Origin of the sequence: Leisingera aquaemixtae, assembly GCF_006740765.1 — a bacterium.
Taxonomy (GTDB): domain Bacteria; phylum Pseudomonadota; class Alphaproteobacteria; order Rhodobacterales; family Rhodobacteraceae; genus Leisingera; species Leisingera aquaemixtae.
Map to the genome: position 1 here is coordinate 2,033,032 of NZ_CP041159.1, position 19,676 is coordinate 2,052,707.

The window sequence follows — 19,676 nt, forward strand, 5'->3', positions numbered from 1 at the left end:
TCCGGCACGGGGTCACGTCAAGGCAGGTTGCGGCATGACGTGACGCCAATTCCACCGGGAACCGGCCTTCTGCCGCAAAAAACGCCCCGGACAAGGTCCGGGGCGCCTGGAATCATGCAAATGGCAGCGGTTACTCCGCGGCCAAACCCTCGGTGAACTGCAGCTTGGCAAGGCGCGCATAAAGGCCGCCCTGCGCCACCAGCTCATCATGGCTGCCGGTGGCGACGATGCGGCCCTGGTCCATCACCACGATGCGGTCCGCCTTCTTCACGGTGGCCAGACGGTGCGCCACGATCAGCGTGGTGCGGCCCTGGCTCAGCTCATCCACCGCGGCCTGCACCAGCCGTTCGCTTTCTGCATCCAGCGCCGAGGTCGCCTCGTCCAAGAGCAGCACCGGCGCGTCCCGCAGGATGGCGCGTGCAATGGCGATCCGCTGCTTCTGCCCGCCCGACAGCATCACGCCCCTTTCGCCGACAAAACTGTCATAGCCGTCCGGCAGCGTGGAAATGAACTCATGCGCCGCGGCAGCCTTGGCAGCGGCTTCCACATCCGCATCGGAGGCGCCGGGGCGGCCAAACCGGATGTTCTCGCGGGCCGAGGCGGCAAAGATCACCGGGTCCTGCGGCACCAGCGCGATATGGCGGCGGAACTCATCCCGCTGCAGGTGTTTCAGCGCCACACCGTCCAGCTTCACCGCGCCCTGGTTGGGATCATAAAAGCGCTGCAGCAGCTGAATGATGGTGGTCTTCCCTGCACCCGACGGGCCGACAAAGGCCACAGTCTCACCGGGCCGCACCGTCAGCGACACATCCTCCAGCGCTGAGACGTCCGGCCGCGACGGATAGCGGAAGGAGACATTCTCAAATGCGATCTCCCCCCTGACCGGCGCAGGCAGCACCTGCGCGGCCGCCGGATCCACCACGGTGTCCTCGGCGTTCAGCAATTCCACCAGCCGCTCGGTTGCCCCGGCGGCCCGCTGCAGCTCGCTCCAGATCTCCGACAGCGCCGCCACCGAGCCAGCAACCAGAACCGCGTAGATCACGAACTGGATCAGCGTGCCCTCGGTCATCACGCCGGCGCGCACGTCGTTGGCCCCCATCCACAAAACGCCGACAATGCCGGAAAACACCAGGAAGATCACGATCACCGTCAGATAGGCCCGCGTCCGGATGCGGCGGCGTGAGACGTCAAAGGCGGTTTCGGTCATCTCGCCGAACTTCAGGCGGCTGGCGTTTTCATGGGTAAAAGCCTGCACCGTCTGCACCGCCCCCAGCGCCTCGCCCGCGTTTCCGGACGACGCCGCGATCCAGTCCTGGTTCTCCTTGCTGATCGCACGCAGACGGCGGCCCAGGAACAGGATCGGCACGATCACCGCCGGCACGATCAGCAGCACCATCGCGGTCAGCTTGGCCGAGGTCAGCAGCATCAGCACCATGCCGCCCAGGAAAATCAGCAGGTTGCGCAGCGCGATCGACACCGACGAGCCCAGCACCGACTGAATCAGCGTGGTGTCCGTGGTGATCCGGCTCAGCACTTCTCCGGTCATGATGCGTTCGTAGAACTCCGGGCTCATGCCGATCACCCGGTCAAACACCGCCTTGCGGATATCGGCCACCACGCGTTCGCCCAACCGGGTCACCAGCGCGTAGCGCACGCCGGTGCCCACGGCCAGCAGCGCGGCGATGACCAGCGCAGCGCTGAAATAGAGGTTCAGCAGCTCGGAGTCGGAGATCCGGAAATTGTCCACCACCCGGCGCACCGCCAGCGGCAGCGTCAGCGACAGCGCCGCCGTCAGCACCAGCGCGCAGGTGGCTGCAAACATCAGCCCCCGGTAGGGCCGCATGAACGGCCACAGGGCCGAGAGCACGCCAATTTTCCGGGACTTTTCCCGCTCCTGTTCCGCGTTCGGGGCCGCTTGTCTCCGCGCCATTCCGGATCCTTCTGCACTTTTGGTCTTGCGGGCCTGGAACCCGCGCATTTGCCAAGGTTCATGGCCCCGCAGGCTCCGCACGTCAAGCGCAGAGCAGTTTCAAACTGTGTATGAGAATGGCAACGGCCCGCGTCACACTGTATCAGCAAAGGCTTGGTATCAGCGCGGCGCTTGGGCAGGCAGTGCGGGGAAGGTCTGGAGCGGGTAGCGGGAATCGAACCCGCACCTTAAGCTTGGAAGGCTCTTATGATACCATTTCACCATACCCGCTCAGGACATCTGCTGATTTATGGGAAGCGCCGGAGAAGGTCAACCACCTTGAATTGCTTTCTCCCGGGGCGGTCGGAAAATTCTCTGCGGCCCTTGCGGAACGCCCCCCAAGCTCCCCAAATGACAGGATAATCCCGCTGCCCGGCAGCCCCCTCAACAATCCGGACGCACGCTGTGACCCAAAGCCCGCAAACCGCCGTTATCACCGCCCACGGACAGCCCTCCGCCCCCGGGCCCGCCGAAGCGGATCTGGCAAGCCTCGCGGCGGAAGTTGCCGCGTTTTTACCGGGCTGGGACATCCGCTCCGCCACTCTCGCCACGCCGGAGCGGCTGGAGGAGGTGACGGCAAATGGCGCTGTCGTCTACCCGTTCTTCATGTCGCAGGGGTATTTCACCGCCAAGGTGCTGCCAGCGCGCCTGAACGGGATCAGCTGCCGCATCGCGGCGCCTTTCGGCCTGGATGCCGCCCTGCCGCCTCTGGCGGCCCAGGCTGTTCATGAAGCGGCGCAGGCGCAGGGGTGGAATACGGACGGGCTCCACCTGCTGCTGGCCGCTCACGGCTCCGCGCGCGGCCCCAAGGCGGCCGAGGCCGCCGAAGACTTCGCCGCCAGACTGCGCCCGCTGCTGCCCGGCTGCACGGTCACCCCCGGCTACGTCGAACAGGACCCGCGTATTGAAACCGCGGCGGCGCAGCTGCCCGCCCGCGCCCTTTGCCTGCCGTTCTTTGCCCAGGCCGGCGACCACGTGAAAGAGGACATTCCCGCAGCGCTGGAGGCGGCCCGGTTCGGCGGCGCGGTGCTGCCGGTCACCGGCGCGCTGCCGGGCGTTCCCAAGCTGATCGCCGCGGCCATCCGCACCGCAGCCTTGGACGTCGAACCCTGACCAAACCCCGGCCCGGCGGGATTCTACCCAACCGGAAAGAAAAATAATATTCGGCCAGGGCAAAGGCAAAACGCCTCTTGCGCCAGCGCAGTGCATGTGATTAATCACGCCTTACACCACGGATGGCGAGTTGGCGGAGTGGTGACGCAGCGGATTGCAAATCCGTGTACACCGGTTCGATTCCGGTACTCGCCTCCAAAATTTCTCAGCGAAAACATGGACTTATCGGCTGGCGGCAATCAGGTCGATTGTCCGCGAACAGTATAGACACAGTACGGCGCAAAATAATGTTCCTGCGATGCGATCAGCCCAGAGTGGTTCCTCACCGGGCCCCAAGGGCTCAAGCACGCGAAAATTGACTTGGAGGGAACACGCTAGGATAAGTGGGAAAAACAAATTGTTAGATGATTGAGGACTGGCAGTGACGCTCGATATCCGCGGTAGCCTGAAGAACACTCGCATCAGTAAGAACCCACTGGTGGTCGTGGACGAGCTGCTGGCGAACTCGATCGACGCGTTCCTGATCCGAAAGAGGGATGAGGCCGATGCGGTCGCCCTGGACGTGACGCTCCAGGTGAAAGCTACGAAAGCGGACTTGCTGGGCGAGGAGTACGACCTTGAGATCACCTGCGAGGACAACGGTTGCGGTCTTGGGCCAGACCAGCGCAAGGCCTTCCTGACTAAGGACACCTCCTACAAGGACGACCTCAACATCCCTGGCATCGGGAAATGTAAGGGAACCGGTCGCGTCCAGTTCTTCCACCACTTCACGGCTGTCTCACTGTCGTCCATCTACAGAGAGGGGGACGGGTTTAAGCACATCTCCCTGCCTTTTCGGCGCGATCGCAAGACCATCGAAGAGACCGATTTCACGATGGAAGCGCGGGATACGGGCGAAGTCGGGACCCAGATACGCCTATCGCACGTGGTGTCGAGGCTGCGCGAGACCAACCTATCCGTCGCCAGCGTGCATCGGACGTTCACCGCCGAGGCGATCAGACAGCACGTTCTCTTCAATCTGCTGCAAAGGGTCGTCAGTCTTAAGGATGACCTCGGCGAGTTCCAGATCAAGTTCGTCAGTGACCTTGGGGCACCAAGTCCGAACAGACACTGACGCCCACTGACATCCCGGAGCACACGTCCGTGACGCCGATCACCGTCGAACACGTCGAAGGTGAGGACACGGTATCGGCCGACTTCACCATAACGCACTACAAGCTGGACGAGACGCAGTACCCGTTGCCTCGCAACATCATAGGCTTGTGTGCTAAGGCCTCGATCGCTGAACTCATCACGGGTCGCTATCTCAAGACCAAGACGCTCGAGAACAACGCCATTGAAGGCTATTACCACATTGTCCTCGTCGAAGGGGCCCTGTTGGATGACGGTGTGAACGAGCAACGCGATGGGTTCGACAAGATACCTGTAGACGACGGCTCAGGCGACCTCTTCGGAGGGATGCAGGTCACTTTTGAGGACATTTTCTCGGTTCTCGACGACAAGGTGCAGGAGCTCATAACGCCACCTGATTGGTCCAGGGACACGATCGTGAAAGACGTGGCGCAGGACTTCGGCGTCTCTGAGGAGATGCTCTCGTACTCGAACACGCGCGTGAAGTTCGGGGACACGCCGAAAGAGGTCGCGAAGCGTGTCTTGACGAACCTTCAGGAGCAGGTGGTCAACGAGACTTCCAGCCTTTCGGCCATGAAGGAAGCTATCAAGGGGCTTGCACCTGACAGCGAGGACTTCCGGCGCCAGATCGACGACCTGTCGTGGGAATACGCATCTTCGCTCAAGACTATGGACATGGCCAACCTCTCACAGCTGGTCGTTCGCAGGTCAGCTCTGATCGACGTGCTGGACCTAGCCGTGAATGAGGGCCTCAACGTCCAGACCGAACTACCGGACGGACAGCGCCGCAAGAACGAGGCCCTGATACACAGCATCTTTTTTCCAATGCGGAAGGACAGTGAGGAGGTCTCGGACCACGACGTCTGGTTGCTCAGCGAGGAGTATCACTACTACGACTACATCGCCTCCGACATGCCATTAAACCAGATCAAATGGGACAACGGCCAGAACATCTTCGAAGCCGACGTCGATGATGCCGTCGGTGATCTGCTCAATCGGATAGGTGACGAGAACGGGGGCTGCCGCCCGGACATAGCGCTGTTCCACGAAGAAGGCTCCGTCGTGATCGTTGAGTTCAAGGCGCCGGGGGTCAGTCTCGACGAGCACGACAACGACCTGATGGAGTACGCCACACTGCTCGCGGCGAAATCTGGTGGGAAGCTGAAGAAGTTCTATGGTTACCTGATCGGTGACACCATCAACGCGATCCGCCTGCGCGGTTACAATCGTCTGCCCGGCGAGAACGGCTTCTTCAGCACCGACGACGTAAAAGAGCCGCAAAGCCAGGCCACACTTGGTCAACTCTACTCGGAGCTCCTGTTCTACGGGGACGTCGTGGATCGAGCTCGCAAACGTATTGGCGTCTATCGCGACCGGCTGAAGCTGCCGAAGACGTAACGTTACTTTCGCAGAAGGTTCTCTACCTTTGAAAGCAAGCCTAGAGCCTCCTCCCGTCGGCCGAGTTGATCCTCACCGGTTGCGTCGGGAGACCAAGGCGGTCCGCCTTGGGAACGCCGAGCCTCGTCGTCGGTCGGAACGTTTTCCCCGGCACGGATCATGGCGGTGCGTAGGTCCTCGGCGTCCCGATGCTTAAGACGAGCCTCGGGGTAAGCTCGCATAGTCGTATCGTGGACCTGTTCGTTGGTCGATCCGTCCAGGATCAACTCGCGCATCGTCTTTTCGATCAGGAGTTCTTTGGTGGATTTCGGCTCGGTGCTGCCATCTGGCGGCGAAGTTGACAGCTCCAGGCCGGCTTGGCGAGCTGCATTCTTGAGTTCGGTCTCCGTCGGAACATCCTCGCCGTTCGATCTGAGCTGGTTTCTGTACCAAACGATCGACGCCATCTTCGTATTGCCGTCGGGGTGCAGACGCTTGACCTCGTCGAGGACCTCGTGATTTCGCAGACCACGCCTGATCGCGTCGTCCGCGACTTGTCCGATATTCCTAGTGTCTTTCGCCAAAAGCGATCCTCCGCAGAATCACACACCACCACGGGTTGATCCTAGCGGAGGAAACGTTCGCAACAAAGGGTTTAGGGCGCCTTCGTCTTGCGACGCATGGGAACGTCCACGCCCTTTGACCTGCCGCCCGCGAAATCCCTCACCATGATGTAGAGTCTGCCCAACCTATGTAGGAGCAGACGAATGCGTAAGAGCCGTTACACCGAGGCGCAAATCATCGGGATGATCAAAGAGCAGGAAGCCGGGATGCCGACGGCGGAGGTGTGCCGCCGGCATGGGCTGAGCCCGGCGACCTTTTACAAGCTGAAGTCCAAGTATGGCGGCATGGAGGTATCGGAGGCGGCGCGGCTGAAAGCGCTGGAAGATGAGAATGCCAAGCTGAAGCGGCTGCTGGCAGACACGATGCTCGACAATGTGGTTCTGAAAGACCTGCTGGGAAAAAGCTGACGGCACCGAAGGAGCGGCGAGAGGCAGCGCTCACTGCGATGCGGGATCATGGCATCTCGCAGCGCAGGGCCTGCCGGCTTGTCGGTGTCGACCCCAAGACGGTCCGGCGCAAACGCCCGCCCGACCATCCCGAGATCCGCCAGGAGATGAAAGAGATCGCTGGCAAACGCCGCCGGTTCGGCTACCGGAGGATCGGCGTGCTGCTTGAGCGCAAAGGCATGATCATGAACCACAAAAAGCTTTACCGCCTCTACCGGGAGGAGGGTCTTGCAGTGAAACGGCGGCGGGGCCGCAAACGCGCCCGGGGCTCGAGAACGCCGATGCCCGAAGCCACACAGCCCAACCAGCGCTGGTCCCTGGATTTCCTGGCAGACAGCTTCGGCGCGGCGCGGAAGTTTCGCATCCTGGCCGTGAATGACGACTGCTGCCGGGAAAACCTGTGCCTGGCGGCAGACACCAGCATTTCAGGAGAGCGCGTTGCCCGGGAGCTGGACGCGCTCGTCCGGATCTACGGGAAACCCGCTTGCATTGTCAGCGACAACGGCACGGAATTCACCAGCCGGGCAATCCTGAAATGGGCCGACAGGAACGGCGTGGATTGGTATTACATCGACCCCGGGAAACCGCAGCAGAATGCCTTTATCGAGTCATTCAACGGCAGCCTGCGGGACGAGCTTCTCAATGAAGAGCTGTTCGATACCCTGGACGATGCCCGCCGCAAGCTGGCGCTGTGGCGCTACGATTACAACAACGTCAGGCCGCATTCTTCGCTGGGGAACAGAACGCCAATGCAAGCGCGGCAGGCGCTTGAGCTATTTGAGGGCTCCGCGCCTGCCGCGCTTGCCAAGCCCGAGACCGACGATTACCAAAACCAAACCCGCAGACTCTCCTCATGAACGAGGGACCAGCGGGGGGCAGGTCACTGAACGTGGCTTATCGACCTGAGTGTCAAGTTTGGGACTCTCAGGCACATTCGCAATCTTGCCGTTCTCCTGAGCGTACTTGAGAGCCTTTCGGATCGTGATGATGTGTTTCTTCTGGGTGGACACAGCCAAGGGGCTTTTCCGGTTCCCGTTGACCGTGGCGATGTACGATCTCATCACAGCAGTTGTCAGAGCTTTGACGTCGTAGTTGCCCAACTGAGCCAGAATGCCGTCCTCTGCACGTTTGAGCAGCACCCAGTCGTCCTTGTGCGATTTGGGTATCATCCGTGCGTAATACTCGAAGGAGTCATCCGTGTTGGCTTTGGCGATGTGCTGGTTCGCAGCTTGTAGATAATCGTCCTTCCACTCACGCGCGACGGTCGTGGCATCGAGCCTCTTGGTCTCCCCTGTACTCTTCACGACGTACTTGTTTTTGCGGCGATCCCACAGGCGTGCCATCCAGTAACGGCTGCGACCTGTCTTGTAGATCGTAAGGCCCTTTTCTACGGTTTTTTGTGCGTATGCTGATTTAAGGTCACGGCAGAAATCCTGTGAAAAACCTACCGCAACTCACGGATTCACGCTGCGGCTACCGTCTGCATACAGCGGAAAAAACTTAGACACAACTCTCAGACACATCCGTATAACTTGTTGTTTTTACAGCATCGTCACTGGATTGCAAATCCGTGTACACCGGTTCGATTCCGGTACTCGCCTCCACCTCAGTTCCCTAAGTTCCGTGACACCCCAACGCGCTGCAGCCGCACAGGCCGCACGCGCGCTGCGCCGCTTCGAACCACCCCGGCGGCAAGGCGGCCGCCAAGGGGGTTCTGCAAGTGATACCCGCTACAGCTAGCTCTTCAGCCGGAACCGCTGGATCTTGCCGGTCTCCGTCTTCGGCAGCGCGCCGGTGAACACCACCGAGCGCGGATACTTGTACGGCGCGATCACCGCCTTCACGTGGTCCTGCAGCTGCTTGACCAGTTCCTCCGACGGCACCTGCCCTTCGGCCAGCACCACATGCGCCTGCACGATCTCGCCGCGGGCCTCGTCCGGGGCACCGACCACGGCGCATTCCGCCACCGCCTCATGCGCCAAGAGCGCCGCCTCCACTTCCGGCCCGGCAATATTGTAGCCGGCCGAGACAATCATGTCGTCGTTGCGCGCGGCGAAATGGAGATAGCCGTCCGCATCCTGGATGAAGCTGTCGCCGGTGATGTTCCAGCCGTCCTTCACGTAATCCGCCTGGCGGCTGTCCGCCAGATAGCGGCAGCCGGTCGGCCCCTTCACCGCCAGCCGCCCGGCCTCGCCGCGCGGGGCCTCGTTGCCGTCTGCATCCAGCACCTTCACCTGATAACCGCTCACCGGCTTGCCGGTGCAGGCCGGGCGGTGGTCGCTGAACCGGTTGGTGATGAAGATATGCAAGAGCTCCGTCGCGCCGATCCCGTCCAGCATCGGTTTGCCGGTTTTCTCCATCCACTCCTGATATACCGGCGCAGGCAGCGTCTCGCCAGCGGAGACCGCGGCCCGCAGCGACGACAGATCCGCCCCCTCCTCCATCGCCCGCAGCATCACCCGGTAGGCAGTCGGCGCGGTAAAGCAGACCGTTGCCTTGTATTTCTCGATGATCTCGATGAGGTTCGGCGGCGAAGCGTTTTCCAGAAGCGTTGCCGCCGCGCCAAACCGCAAGGGAAAGATCGCCAGCCCGCCCAGGCCAAAGGTGAAGGCCAGCGGCGGCGAGCCGACAAACACATCCTCCGGCTTCACATCCAGCACTTCGCGGGCATAGCCGTCTGCGATAATCAGCAGATCGCGGTGGAAATGCATCGTCGCTTTGGGCGATCCGGTGGTGCCGGAGGTAAAGCCCAGCAAGGCCACATCATCGCGGCCGGTTTTAACCGCCTGATAGGTCACCGGTTTTTCCAGCGCCAGCCGGTCCAGTTCCGCATCGTGGTTGGAGGTGCCGTCAAAGCCCACAACCGTCTTCAGGAACTTCGACTCCTTGGCGCAGGCCACCAGCTCATCCTTCAGACGGGTATCGCACAGGGCGTGCGACACCTCGGCCTTGTCGACGATCTTGGCCAGCTCCCCCTTGCGCAGCAGCGGCATGGTGTTGACCACCACCGCGCCCGCCTTGGTCGCCGCCAGCCAGCAGGCCACCATGGCGGGGTTGTTGGCCGAGCGGATCAGCACCCGGTTGCCGGGCTTCACGCCCAGGTCTTCGCTCAGCACATGCGCCAGCCGGTTGGTCCAGTCGGCCAGCTCTTTGTAGGTGCGGTAGCGGCCGTTGCCGATCAGCGCGGTATGGTCGCCAAAGCCCTTCTCCACCATCGCATCAGTCAGTTCGACTGCCGCGTTCAGGTACTCTGGGTACTCGAAGCCCTCCAGCAGGAACTCCGGCCACTGGTCCGCCGGCGGCAGGTTGTCCCGGGTGAATGTGTCTACATGGGCCGTTGGTCCCAGCATCTCAATTCCCTCCCTGAAAGGCACCCAGCGTCTGGCGCGCGATCACCACCCGCTGCACGTCCGAGGCCCCCTCGTAAATGCGCAAGGCCCGGATATCGCGGTACAGCTCCTCCACTTTCTGCCCCCTGCGCACACCGTCGCCGCCATGCAGCTGCACCGCCTTGTCGATGACCTGCTGCGCCTGATCGGTGGAGAACAGCTTGGCCATCGCTGCCTCCCGCGTGACCCGCGCGGCACCGGAATCCTTGGCCCAGGCGGCGCGGTAGACCAACAGCGCGCTGGCATCCACATCCAGCGCCATGTCGGCGATATGGCCCTGCACCATCTGCAACTCAAACAGCGGCGCGCCCTGCACCGTGCGTTCGCTCACCCGCTGCAGCGCCTCGTCCAGCGCCCGGCGGGCAAAGCCCAGCGCCGCCGCCGCCACAGTGGAGCGGAAGACATCCAGCACCGACATCGCAATCTTGAAGCCCGCGCCGGGCTGGCCCAGCAAGGCAGACTTCGGAATGCGGCAGTCAGTGAACCGCAGCGTCGCCAGCGGATGCGGCGCGATCACCTGCTGGCGTTCCGACACCTCGAACCCGGGCAAGCCCGCGGGCACGATAAAGGCCGACAGCCCCTTGGCCCCCGGCGCCTCGCCGGTGCGGGCAAACAGCGTGTAAACATCGGCAATCCCGCCGTTGGAGATCCAGGTCTTCTCGCCATTCAGCACATAATGGTCGCCATCCAGAGTGGCGGTCATGGTGGAATTCGCCACATCCGACCCTGACTGCGGCTCGGTCAGGGCAAAGGCCGAAATCGCCTTGCCCGCCCGCGTCAGCGGCAGCCATTCCGCCTGGTGCTCCGGGGTGCCGAACAGCGAGATCGCCCCCGTCCCCAGCCCCTGCATGGCAAAGGCGAAATCGGCCAGCCCGTCATGGCGCGCCAGCGTCTCGCGGATCAGGCACAGCGTGCGCACATCCAAGGTCTCACCGGCTTCGGCACCGCTGTGCCGGGTCCAGCCCGCCGCACCCAGCGCCGCCACCAGAGACCGGCAGGCCGCATCCGTGTCCGAATGATCAATCCCGCCCAGATGCGCCCCGGCCCACTCATCCAGCTCCGCCGCCAGGGCACGGTGCCGGTCCTCAAAGAACGGCCAGGTTAGAAAGCTCTTGTCCGCCATCCGCGTTTCCTCCCGCTGAACAGGCTGCCGCCCGTTTCATCTTTCCCAAAATACTCCCGCCGGAGGCACCTGCACCCTCCTCCGGCGCAGGCTCCAGCGGTGTCACGGCTCAGTCGCCTTCAAACAGCGGCTTTTCCTTCTTCACGAAGGCATGATAGGCGCGTTCGAAATCCGCAGTCTGCATGCAGATCGCCTGCGCCTGGGCCTCCGCCTCGATCGCCTGTTCGATCGACATCGACCATTCCTGCGCCAGCATGGTCTTGGTCATCATATGCCCGAAGTTCGGCCCCGCCGCGATCCGCTCCGCCCAGCTCTGCGCTTCAGCTGCCAATTCATCTGCCGCAACCAGCTTGTTGTGAAAGCCCCAGGCGTGGCCCTCCTCGGCGCTCATAGACCGCCCGGTATACAGCAGCTCCGCCGCCCGGCCCTGGCCGATGATCCGCGGCAGGATTGCGCAGGCGCCCATGTCGCAGCCCGCCAAACCGACCCGGGTGAACAGGAACGCGGTCTTCGCCTCCGGCGTCGCGATCCGGATGTCCGAGGCCATGGCGATGATCGCGCCCGCGCCGACGCAGATCCCGTCAATCGCCGCAATCACCGGCTTGCCGCAGGTCACCATCGCCTTGACCAGATCGCCGGTCATCCGGGTGAACGCCAGCAGCTCCTTCATGCTCATCTTCGTCAGCGGCCCGATGATATCATGCACATCGCCGCCAGAGCAGAAGTTGCCGCCGTTGGAGGCAAAGACCACCGCCTTGACCGTATCGTCATACTGCAGATCCCGGAACCAGTCGCGCAGCTCCGCGTAGCTGTCGAAGGTCAGCGGGTTCTTGCGCTCCGGCCGGTCCAGCGAGACGGTTGCCACCCCGTCTTCGATCCGGCACAGGAAGTGTTTCGGGTCCTTGTTCAGCATCACGCCTTGCCTCCGTTTTCCAGACGCCGCGCCACCGCGTCCAGGCTTTCTGTTATTCTCTGCGCCTCATCCGCGGTCAGCCCGTCAAAGGCCGCATTGATCCAGCCTTCATGCGCGTCCGCCTGCCGGGCAAACTCCGCCTTGCCCGCTGGCGTCAGCCGCACCAGGTTGGCGCGCCGGTCGCCCTCGACCTTCTCGCGCAGCACATGGCCGTCCTCGACCAGCCGCTCGACAATGCCCGTCACATTGCCGTTGGAGACTTTCAGAACCCCCGACAGCTCGCTCATCTTCAGGCCTTTATCGTGCTGCATCAGCGCCGCCATCACGTCGAACCGCGGCAGCGTGGTGGAGAAATCGCGGCGCAGGTTTTCCCGCACTTCGCTCTCCACCGCCTTGGTGGCTTTCAGCACCTTCAGCCACAGCCGCAGCCGGTCTTTCGAAGTTGTGCTCAAATCTCCCCTCCCGAAATCGGCAGCGCGCTGCCGTTGACTGACCCCGCGCCTGCGCTGGCCAGCCACAGCGCCGCCTCTGCGACTTCTTCCGGCTGGATGAAGCGGTCCTGCGGGTTGCCCCGGCGCAGGGACTTCGCCGCCTGCTCCGCTGTCATGCCGGTCTTGGCCACGATATTGTCCAGCGATCTTTGCAGCAGCGGCGTTTCAATGAAACCCGGGCAGATCGCATTCACCGTCACACCCGTTTTCGCCAGCTCCACCGCCAGCGCCCGGGTCAGGCCCACAACCCCGTGTTTTGCGGCGCAATAGCCCGAGACATAAGGGTAGCCCTTCAGCCCGGCGGTGGAGGCCACGGCAATCAGACGCCCCCAGCCCTGCGCCTTCATCCCCGGCAAACAGGCCTGCCACAGGTTAAAAACACCGGTCAGATTGACCGACAGCGCCGCCTCGAAATCCGCCGGGGTCATCCGCTCAAAGGGTTTGGAGGGCGCAGCACCGGCATTGGCCAGCGCAATGCTGACCGGCCCGTTGGCCTCAGCCGCCTTGGCCAAAGCGGTATCCAGCGCCGCCCTGTCCGTCACATCGCACACAGCGGGAAAGGCGCCCGTGCGGTCCGCCACCTCCTGCAACGGCTCCATGCGGCGGCCCAGGATTGTGACCCTGGCACCGCCCGCGGCAAACCGCGCCGCAAGCTCGGCGCCGACGCCGGAGCCGCCGCCAGAGATCACCGCATGTCTGCCGTCCACGCTCATGCCCGGATCACCTCCGCCTCGCGGTCCGCCAGCCGCCACAGCTGATCGCGGCCCGCGTGATAGGGCAGCGGCCACTCGCCATGCCGGTCGCCGATCCGCGCGGCCTCGTGCAGCGTCCAATAGGGATCAGCCAGATGCGGACGCCCGACGCAGACCAGATCCGCCCGCCCCGCCATCAGGATCGAATTGGCATGGTCCGCCTCATAGATGTTGCCAACCGCCATCGTGGCAATCCCGGCCTCGTTGCGGATGCGGTCGGAAAACGGCGTCTGGAACATCCGCCCATAAACCGGCTGCGCATCAGTCGAAGTCTGCCCGGCAGAGACGTCAATGATATCGGCACCGGCGGCGGTGAAGGCCTTGGCGATCTCCACCGCCTCCTCCGGCGTAACACCTTCATCGCCCACCCAGTCGTTGGCGGAGATCCTGACCGACATCGGCTTGTCTTCCGGCCAGACCGCGCGCATCGCCTGGAACACCTCCAGCGGGTAGCGCAGGCGGTTTTCGAGTGAACCGCCGTACTCATCCTCCCGGATGTTCGATTTTGGCGAGATGAACGAGGAGATCAGATAGCCATGCGCCGCATGAAGTTCGATCATGTCAAACCCTGCGCGCTCCGCCATCTGCGCGGCAGCCACGAATTCCGCCTTGATGGCGTCCATTTCATCCCGCGCGATCTGCCGCGGGGCCGGGTTGTTGTCCGACCACGGGATCGCCGAGGCCGAGACCGTCTCCCAGTTCCCCTCCGGCAGCGGCGCGTCCATTTCCTCCCAGCCCAGCTGGGTCGAGCCCTTGCGGCCCGAATGGCCGATCTGGCAGCAGATTTTCGCGCTGGTTTCACCGTGGACGAAATCCGTCAGCCGCTTCCACGCCGCCTCATGCTCCGGCGCATAGAGGCCCGGGCAACCGGGCGTGATCCGCCCCTCCGCCGACACACAGGTCATTTCGGTGTAAACCAGCGCCGCCCCGCCCTTGGCGCGCTCGCCGTAATGGATCAGGTGCCAGTCCGTGGGGCTGCCATCCACCGCCTTGTACTGCGCCATGGGGGAGACCACGATGCGGTTCTTCAGCTCCATACCACGCAAGGCATAGGGCGCGAACATCGGCGGCCGCACCGGCGCATCCGCAGGCGCGCCCGCCTTGTCCTGAAACCACTTCTCGGCACTTTGCAGCCATTCCGCATCCCGCAGGCGCAGGTTTTCGTGGGAAATCCGCTGCGAGCGGGTCAGCAGCGAATAATTGAACTGCACCGGATCCATGTCCAGATAGCGCTCGACCTCCTCGAACCACTCCAAGGAATTGCGCGCCGCCGATTGCAGCCGCAGCACATCCAGCCGCCGCTCTTCCTGATAGCGCTCAAAGGCGCGCTCCAGCGACGGTTCGGTGCTGACCAGCTCCGCCAGCGCAATCGCGCTGTCAAAGGCCAGCCGCGACCCCGACCCGATCGAAAAATGCGCCGTAGCCGACGCATCGCCCAGCAGCACAACATTCTCATGATGCCACTTCTCGCAGAGCACCCGCGGGAAGTTGATCCACACCGCCGCCCCGCGCAGATGCGCCGCGTTCGACATCAGCGCGTGACCGTCCAGATGATCGGCAAAGATCTCCTCGCAGGTGCGGACGATCTCCTCCTTGCTCATGCCCTCAAACCCCCAGGCTTCCCAGGTCTCGGCAGAGCATTCGACGATCACCGTGGCGGTATCGGCGTCGAACTGATAGGCGTGGATCCACATCCAGCCGTGCTTGGTCTTCTCGAAGATGAAGGTGAAGGCATCATCGAATTTCTGATGCGTGCCCAGCCAGATGAACTTGCAAGGCCGCACATCGATTTCCGGTTTAAAATGCTCCGCGAACTCATTGCGAACACTGGAATTCAAGCCGTCGCAGGCGACGACCAGATCGTATTCTTTCTGATATTCGGCCGCGGTCTTGGCAACGGTTTCAAACTGCAGGTTCACGCCCAGTTCCCGCGCCCGGTCCTGCAGCAGCAGAAGCATCTTCTTGCGCCCGATCCCGGCAAAGCCGTGGCCGCCCGACACCGTGCGGGTGCCGTCATGGACAACCGCAATGTCGTCCCAATAGGCAAAGCTCTCCCGGATTGCCGCTGCGCTTTTGGGGTCGTTTGCACTCAGGTTCTCCAGCGCGTCATCCGACAGCACCACGCCCCAGCCAAAGGTGTCATCCGCCTTGTTGCGCTCGACCACCGTGACCTCCGCCTCCGGCTGGCGCAGTTTCATCGAGATCGCAAAGTAGAGGCCGGCAGGCCCTCCCCCCAGACAGACGACTTTCATGACCATCCCCTCCCGCTCAGCGCTGTTTACGGCGATCAGGATAAGGGGGTCCGGAAAAACTTCAAGCCTAAAGTTTTAAGCTTGAAGCAAATCGCCGCAAGAAGCTCCTGCGCCCCGGATGCCAGGCCGCTCCAAGAAAGCTAAGCGCAATGGCACTTCGTCCGGGCGGTACGGCCAGACCGGCCCGCCACACAGCCCGGCGCGGATCACAGCCCCCGCAGGTACTCCATCACCGCCGGGCGCACCGCCTGGTCGCCGCGGTGGCGGGCGTCAGCGATGATCTTGCGCAACTCGCCCAGATCCACCCGCAGCAGCAGCGATTTCACGGGCCCGATCGAGGCCGGGCGCATCGACAGCGTGCGGATGCCCATCGCAGCCAGGCAGACCGCCTCCACCGGGCGCCCCGCATCCTCGCCGCAGAAGCTCAGCGGCGTGCCTGAGATGGCGCAGCGTTCGACAATCCGCTCAATGAAGCTCAGGAAGCTGACGTTCAGCGTGTCATAGCGGCGGCGCACCCGTTCATTCTCGCGGTCGGCCGCAAAGAAGAACTGCTTCAGATCGTTGCCGCCGATCGAGATAAACGCCACCTCGTCAAAGAACTTCTGCGGCGCATAGGCCAGCGACGGCGTCTCCAGCATCGCGCCCACTTCCAGATCGGAAGGCAGAACGTGGCCCAGAATACGCTCGCGCTCGATGGTCTTTTCGACCTCGGCCTTGGCGGCGCGGTATTCCTCGAATTGCGCCACAAAGGGGAACATGACCGACAGCGGCCGCCCTTCGGCGGCGCGCAGCAGCGCCTGCAGCTGCATCCGCATTACCCCGGGCTTGTCCAGCCCGACCCGGATCGCCCGCCAGCCCAGCGCCGGATTCGGCTCATCCGTGGGCTTCATGTAAGGCAGCACCTTGTCCGACCCGATATCCAGCGTGCGGAACACCACCGGCTTGCCGTGCGCCGCATCCAGCACCCGCTTGTACAAGGCTTTCAGCTCCGACCGCTTGGGCATCTGGTTGCGCACCAGGAACTGCAGCTCCGTGCGGAACAGCCCCACCCCCTCGGCGCCGGAGCCGTCCAGCGACGGCAGATCCGCCATCAGGCCCGCATTCATCATCATGTTGATGCGCTGCCCGTCGGTGGTAACCGCGGGCTTGTTGCGGATCGAGGCATAACGCTCCTGCGCCTGAGTGTGCATCGCGATCTTGTCGCGGAAGGCGCCGACGACGGTTTCATCTGGACGCAGATGCACAACGCCCTGGTCGCCGTCCACCATGATGTGGTCGCCATTCAGCGCCTCGGTGGTGATGCGCTTGGCATTCACCACCAGCGGAATCGCCAGCGCCCGCGCGACAATGGCCGCGTGAGAGCCGACGGAGCCCTCCTCCAGCACGATCCCGCGCAGGCCGCGGCCGTATTCCAGCAGGTCGCCCGGGCCGATGTTGCGGGCAATCAGGATCGGGTTCTCCGGCAGCTCCGCGCCCGTATCGGCCCCCTGGCCGGTCAGGATGCGCAGCAGCCGGTTCGACAGGTCGTCCAGATCGCTGAGCCGTTCGCGCAAATAGGCGTCCTGCACTTGGCTCATCCGGGCGCGGGCCTGGGACTGCTCCTTCTCCACCGCCGCCTCGGCGCTCAGGCCGCGGGCGATGTCCTCTTCCATCCGCCGCATCCAGCCCTTGGAATTGGCGAACATCCTATAGGCTTCAAGAACCTGCAGCTGCTCCTTGTCGCCGTTGCGCGACACCTCCAGCATCTTGTCGACACCGACCCGCAGCTCCTCCACCGCATCGTGCAGCCGCTCCAGCTCGCGCTGCGGATCATCGGCAATCGGATTGGTGACAATCACCCGCGGCTCGTGCAGCCAGACATTGCCTTCCGCCGCGCCCTCCTGGGCGGAGGTGCCGTGGATCAGCACCGCCTGCTGGTGCAGCGGCGACAGCGCCGCGCCCTCGCCGACAAAGGCGCCCAGTTCGGTCATCTCGGCGATCACCATCGCCACCACTTCCAGCGCATAAACCGCATCCGAGGAAAACTCGCGCGCTTCCTTGGACTGCACCACCAGCACACCCAGCATCTCGCCCAGCCGCTGAACCGGCACGCCCAGGAAGGAGGAATACCGCTCCTCCCCGGTTTCCGGCATGTAGCGGAAGCCTTTGGCATTGGGCGCGTCCGGCGTGTTCACCACCTTGCCAAAGCGCGCCACCCGGCCCACCAGGCCCTCGCCGATGCGCATCCGGGTCTGGTGCACCGATTCGATGTTCAGGCCCTGGGTCGCGCACAGCTCCAGCGTCTCGTCATCGCGGAACAGGTAGACCGAGCACACCTCGGTCCCCATGCTGTCGGCGATCAGATGGGTGATCTTGTCGAGCCGCGCCTGACCGGCATCATCACTCGCCATCGCCTCGCGCAATCGGCCCAGAAGCTTCCTGCTTTCGGATTCCGTACTATCGGCCATTCTCACCCTCTCCCGAGGTCGTTTCCCCGCACGCTGCCGTCCGACTGCTGTTCCGGAACGGATACCGCCCAGAGTAGTACGCCAGCGCTCTCTCCTCCACCTACTTGTCCCACCCTGAACTGAAAAGTCCAAGTGTTTTTACTGCATTGCCTGCAATCAGAGCAGCGCCTGCCGGGGCTGCGCAGAATACAGCGCGGTGCAGCCCAGACACAACAAAGGCGCCGGAAGGGCGCCCTTGCAGTGAGTCGGTTCTCAGGTCAGGATCAGCGCTCAGCCGGTTTTATGCAGCTCAAACGCATCATGCAGCGCCTGCACGGCCAGCTCCATGTACTTGCGGTCGATCAGCACCGAAATCTTGATTTCCGAGGTGGTGATCACCTTGATGTTGATGCCCTCGTCCGACAGCACCTTGAACATCTTCGCCGCCACGCCGGACTGCGAACGCATACCGATGCCGACCACCGACACCTTGGCCACATTCCGGTCGGCCAGCAGCTCGGCATAGTTCAGCTCGCCCTTTTCCTTGATCGCCAGCAGCGCCTGCTCGGCGCGGGCAACCTGATCGGTCGGGCAGGAGAAGGTCATGTCGGTGCGGCCCTCTTCGGAGATATCCTGCACGATCATGTCCACGTTCACGCCCGCGTCGCTCAGCGTGGTAAAGATGGTGGCCGCGATGCCGGGGCGGTCGGCCACCGACTGCACGGTCAGCTTGGCTTCGTCACGGGAATAGGCCACACCGGCCACAACATTGGATTCCATGATTTCCTCCTCGTCGCAGACCAGGGTTCCGGCCTCGTCGGACTGTTCCTCAAAGCTCGACAGAACGCGCAGCTTCACCTTGTAGCGCATTGCCAGTTCGACCGAGCGGGTTTGCAGCACCTTGGCCCCCAGCGAGGCCAGCTCCAGCATCTCTTCAAAGGCGATTTTATCCAGTTTGCGCGCCTTGTCGCAAATCCGCGGGTCGGTGGTATAGACCCCGTCCACGTCGGTGTAGATATCGCAGCGCTCAGCCTCGAACGCGGCGGCAAACGCCACTGCCGTGGTGTCCGAGCCGCCCCGGCCCAGGGTGGTGATCCGCCCCTCGGGGCTGATGCCCTGGAACCCGGCGACGACGGCCACCTTCATGCCTTCGGCAAACTTGGCGCGGATGTTTTCCGGCGGGATCTCCTCGATCCGGGCCTGGCTGTGCGCCGAATTGGTCTTGAGCGGCACCTGCCAGCCCTGCCAGCTGCGCGCCGGAACATCCATCTCTTGCAGCGTCAGCGCCATCAGGCCCGCGGTCACGTTCTCGCCCGAGGACACCACGGCGTCATATTCGCGCGCGTCATACAGCGGCGAGGTCTCGTCAACCCAGCCCACCAGCTCATTGGTCTTGCCGGACATGGCAGAGACGATGACGATCACGTCATAGCCCTTGGCCACTTCAACGCCGACGCGTTTGGCGGCGCGGCGGATGCGGTCCAGGTTGGCGACAGAAGTGCCGCCGAATTTCATCACAAGTACGGGCATATGGAACGGGTCTCCCTGCGCTTGCGGGTTTCGGTCCCGAGCCTCATATGCGAGCGGCCCTGCAAGGGCAAGAGCGCGCAGGCCCATCCGGCAAGGAAGCTGCGGCTGAACCGCCCCCTCCGGCGCGGCAAAGCGCCACA

At 63.2% G+C, this 19,676-nt stretch carries 15 protein-coding genes and 2 tRNA genes; 5 read left to right on the forward strand and 12 right to left on the reverse strand.

All coding sequences use genetic code 11. From position 1 onward, the window contains the following. Positions 1 to 130 precede the first annotated feature (130 nt). Both R2C4_RS11625 and R2C4_RS11630 read right to left on the reverse strand, forming a co-directional pair. A complete protein-coding gene (locus R2C4_RS11625) occupies positions 131 to 1,930 on the reverse strand; it encodes an ABC transporter transmembrane domain-containing protein (protein ID WP_141890761.1) in 1,800 nt (599 codons plus the stop codon). Between the two features lie 196 nt (positions 1,931 to 2,126). Next, positions 2,127 to 2,200 (reverse strand) — tRNA-Gly (locus R2C4_RS11630). Between the two features lie 174 nt (positions 2,201 to 2,374). Here R2C4_RS11630 and R2C4_RS11635 point away from each other — a divergent pair. From R2C4_RS11635 to R2C4_RS11650, 4 genes are all read left to right on the forward strand, one after another. Beyond that, the gene (locus R2C4_RS11635) at positions 2,375 to 3,082 is read left to right on the forward strand and encodes a CbiX/SirB N-terminal domain-containing protein (protein WP_141890762.1); all 708 of its coding nucleotides are present in this window, start codon (positions 2,375 to 2,377) and stop codon (positions 3,080 to 3,082) included. Between the two features lie 124 nt (positions 3,083 to 3,206). Next, positions 3,207 to 3,280 (forward strand) — tRNA-Cys (locus R2C4_RS11640). Between the two features lie 223 nt (positions 3,281 to 3,503). Continuing rightward, on the forward strand, positions 3,504 to 4,196 hold the full coding sequence (locus R2C4_RS11645) for a hypothetical protein (RefSeq protein ID WP_141890763.1): 693 nt from the start codon (positions 3,504 to 3,506) through the stop codon (positions 4,194 to 4,196). 29 nt (positions 4,197 to 4,225) lie between these two features. Beyond that, a complete protein-coding gene (locus R2C4_RS11650; protein WP_208764489.1) occupies positions 4,226 to 5,611 on the forward strand; it encodes a hypothetical protein in 1,386 nt (461 codons plus the stop codon). 2 nt (positions 5,612 to 5,613) lie between these two features. Here R2C4_RS11650 and R2C4_RS11655 read toward each other — a convergent pair whose 3' ends face one another. After that, positions 5,614 to 6,174 carry a hypothetical protein gene (locus R2C4_RS11655; RefSeq protein WP_141890764.1) on the reverse strand — a complete coding sequence of 187 codons (561 nt, stop codon included), beginning with the start codon at positions 6,172 to 6,174 and terminating at the stop codon, positions 5,614 to 5,616. A gap of 183 nt (positions 6,175 to 6,357) precedes the next feature. Here R2C4_RS11655 and R2C4_RS11660 point away from each other — a divergent pair. Next, a protein-coding gene (locus tag R2C4_RS11660; protein ID WP_141890765.1) for an IS3 family transposase occupies positions 6,358 to 7,517 on the forward strand; the annotation gives its coding sequence in 2 pieces (ribosomal slippage) (positions 6,358 to 6,616 and positions 6,616 to 7,517; 1,161 coding nt in all). Here the strand turns inward: R2C4_RS11660 and R2C4_RS11665 are convergent. The 9 genes from R2C4_RS11665 to R2C4_RS11705 form a co-directional block, all read right to left on the reverse strand. Beyond that, the gene (locus tag R2C4_RS11665) at positions 7,512 to 8,003 is read right to left on the reverse strand and encodes a hypothetical protein (protein WP_141890766.1); all 492 of its coding nucleotides are present in this window, start codon (positions 8,001 to 8,003) and stop codon (positions 7,512 to 7,514) included. The genes R2C4_RS11660 and R2C4_RS11665 overlap by 6 nt on opposite strands. A 393-nt stretch (positions 8,004 to 8,396) precedes the next feature. After that, positions 8,397 to 10,010, reverse strand: coding sequence for an AMP-binding protein (locus tag R2C4_RS11670; RefSeq protein ID WP_141890767.1), 1,614 nt, complete (start codon positions 10,008 to 10,010; stop codon positions 8,397 to 8,399). A 1-nt stretch (position 10,011) separates the two neighbouring features. Beyond that, positions 10,012 to 11,172, reverse strand: a complete 1,161-nt coding sequence (locus R2C4_RS11675; protein WP_141890768.1) for an acyl-CoA dehydrogenase family protein — start codon at positions 11,170 to 11,172, stop codon at positions 10,012 to 10,014. Between the two features lie 109 nt (positions 11,173 to 11,281). Beyond that, complete coding sequence (locus tag R2C4_RS11680; RefSeq protein WP_141892092.1) at positions 11,282 to 12,085, reverse strand: enoyl-CoA hydratase family protein; 804 nt, start codon at positions 12,083 to 12,085, stop codon at positions 11,282 to 11,284. Continuing rightward, the gene (locus R2C4_RS11685; protein WP_008554157.1) at positions 12,085 to 12,537 is read right to left on the reverse strand and encodes a MarR family winged helix-turn-helix transcriptional regulator; all 453 of its coding nucleotides are present in this window, start codon (positions 12,535 to 12,537) and stop codon (positions 12,085 to 12,087) included. Before R2C4_RS11685 ends, R2C4_RS11680 begins: the two co-directional genes overlap by 1 nt. Next, entirely contained in the window at positions 12,534 to 13,289 is a 756-nt protein-coding gene (locus R2C4_RS11690) for an SDR family NAD(P)-dependent oxidoreductase (protein ID WP_141890769.1), read from the reverse strand. Before R2C4_RS11690 ends, R2C4_RS11685 begins: the two co-directional genes overlap by 4 nt. Then, complete coding sequence (locus R2C4_RS11695) at positions 13,286 to 15,580, reverse strand: bifunctional salicylyl-CoA 5-hydroxylase/oxidoreductase (protein ID WP_141890770.1); 2,295 nt, start codon at positions 15,578 to 15,580, stop codon at positions 13,286 to 13,288. The genes R2C4_RS11690 and R2C4_RS11695 overlap by 4 nt, the downstream gene beginning before the upstream one ends. A 206-nt stretch (positions 15,581 to 15,786) precedes the next feature. Beyond that, positions 15,787 to 18,027 carry a phosphoenolpyruvate--protein phosphotransferase gene (gene ptsP, locus R2C4_RS11700; protein ID WP_058285862.1) on the reverse strand — a complete coding sequence of 747 codons (2,241 nt, stop codon included), beginning with the start codon at positions 18,025 to 18,027 and terminating at the stop codon, positions 15,787 to 15,789. Positions 18,028 to 18,297: 270 nt separating this feature from the next. Next, the gene (locus R2C4_RS11705) at positions 18,298 to 19,536 is read right to left on the reverse strand and encodes an aspartate kinase (protein WP_141890771.1); all 1,239 of its coding nucleotides are present in this window, start codon (positions 19,534 to 19,536) and stop codon (positions 18,298 to 18,300) included. Between the last annotated feature and the right edge of the window lie 140 nt (positions 19,537 to 19,676).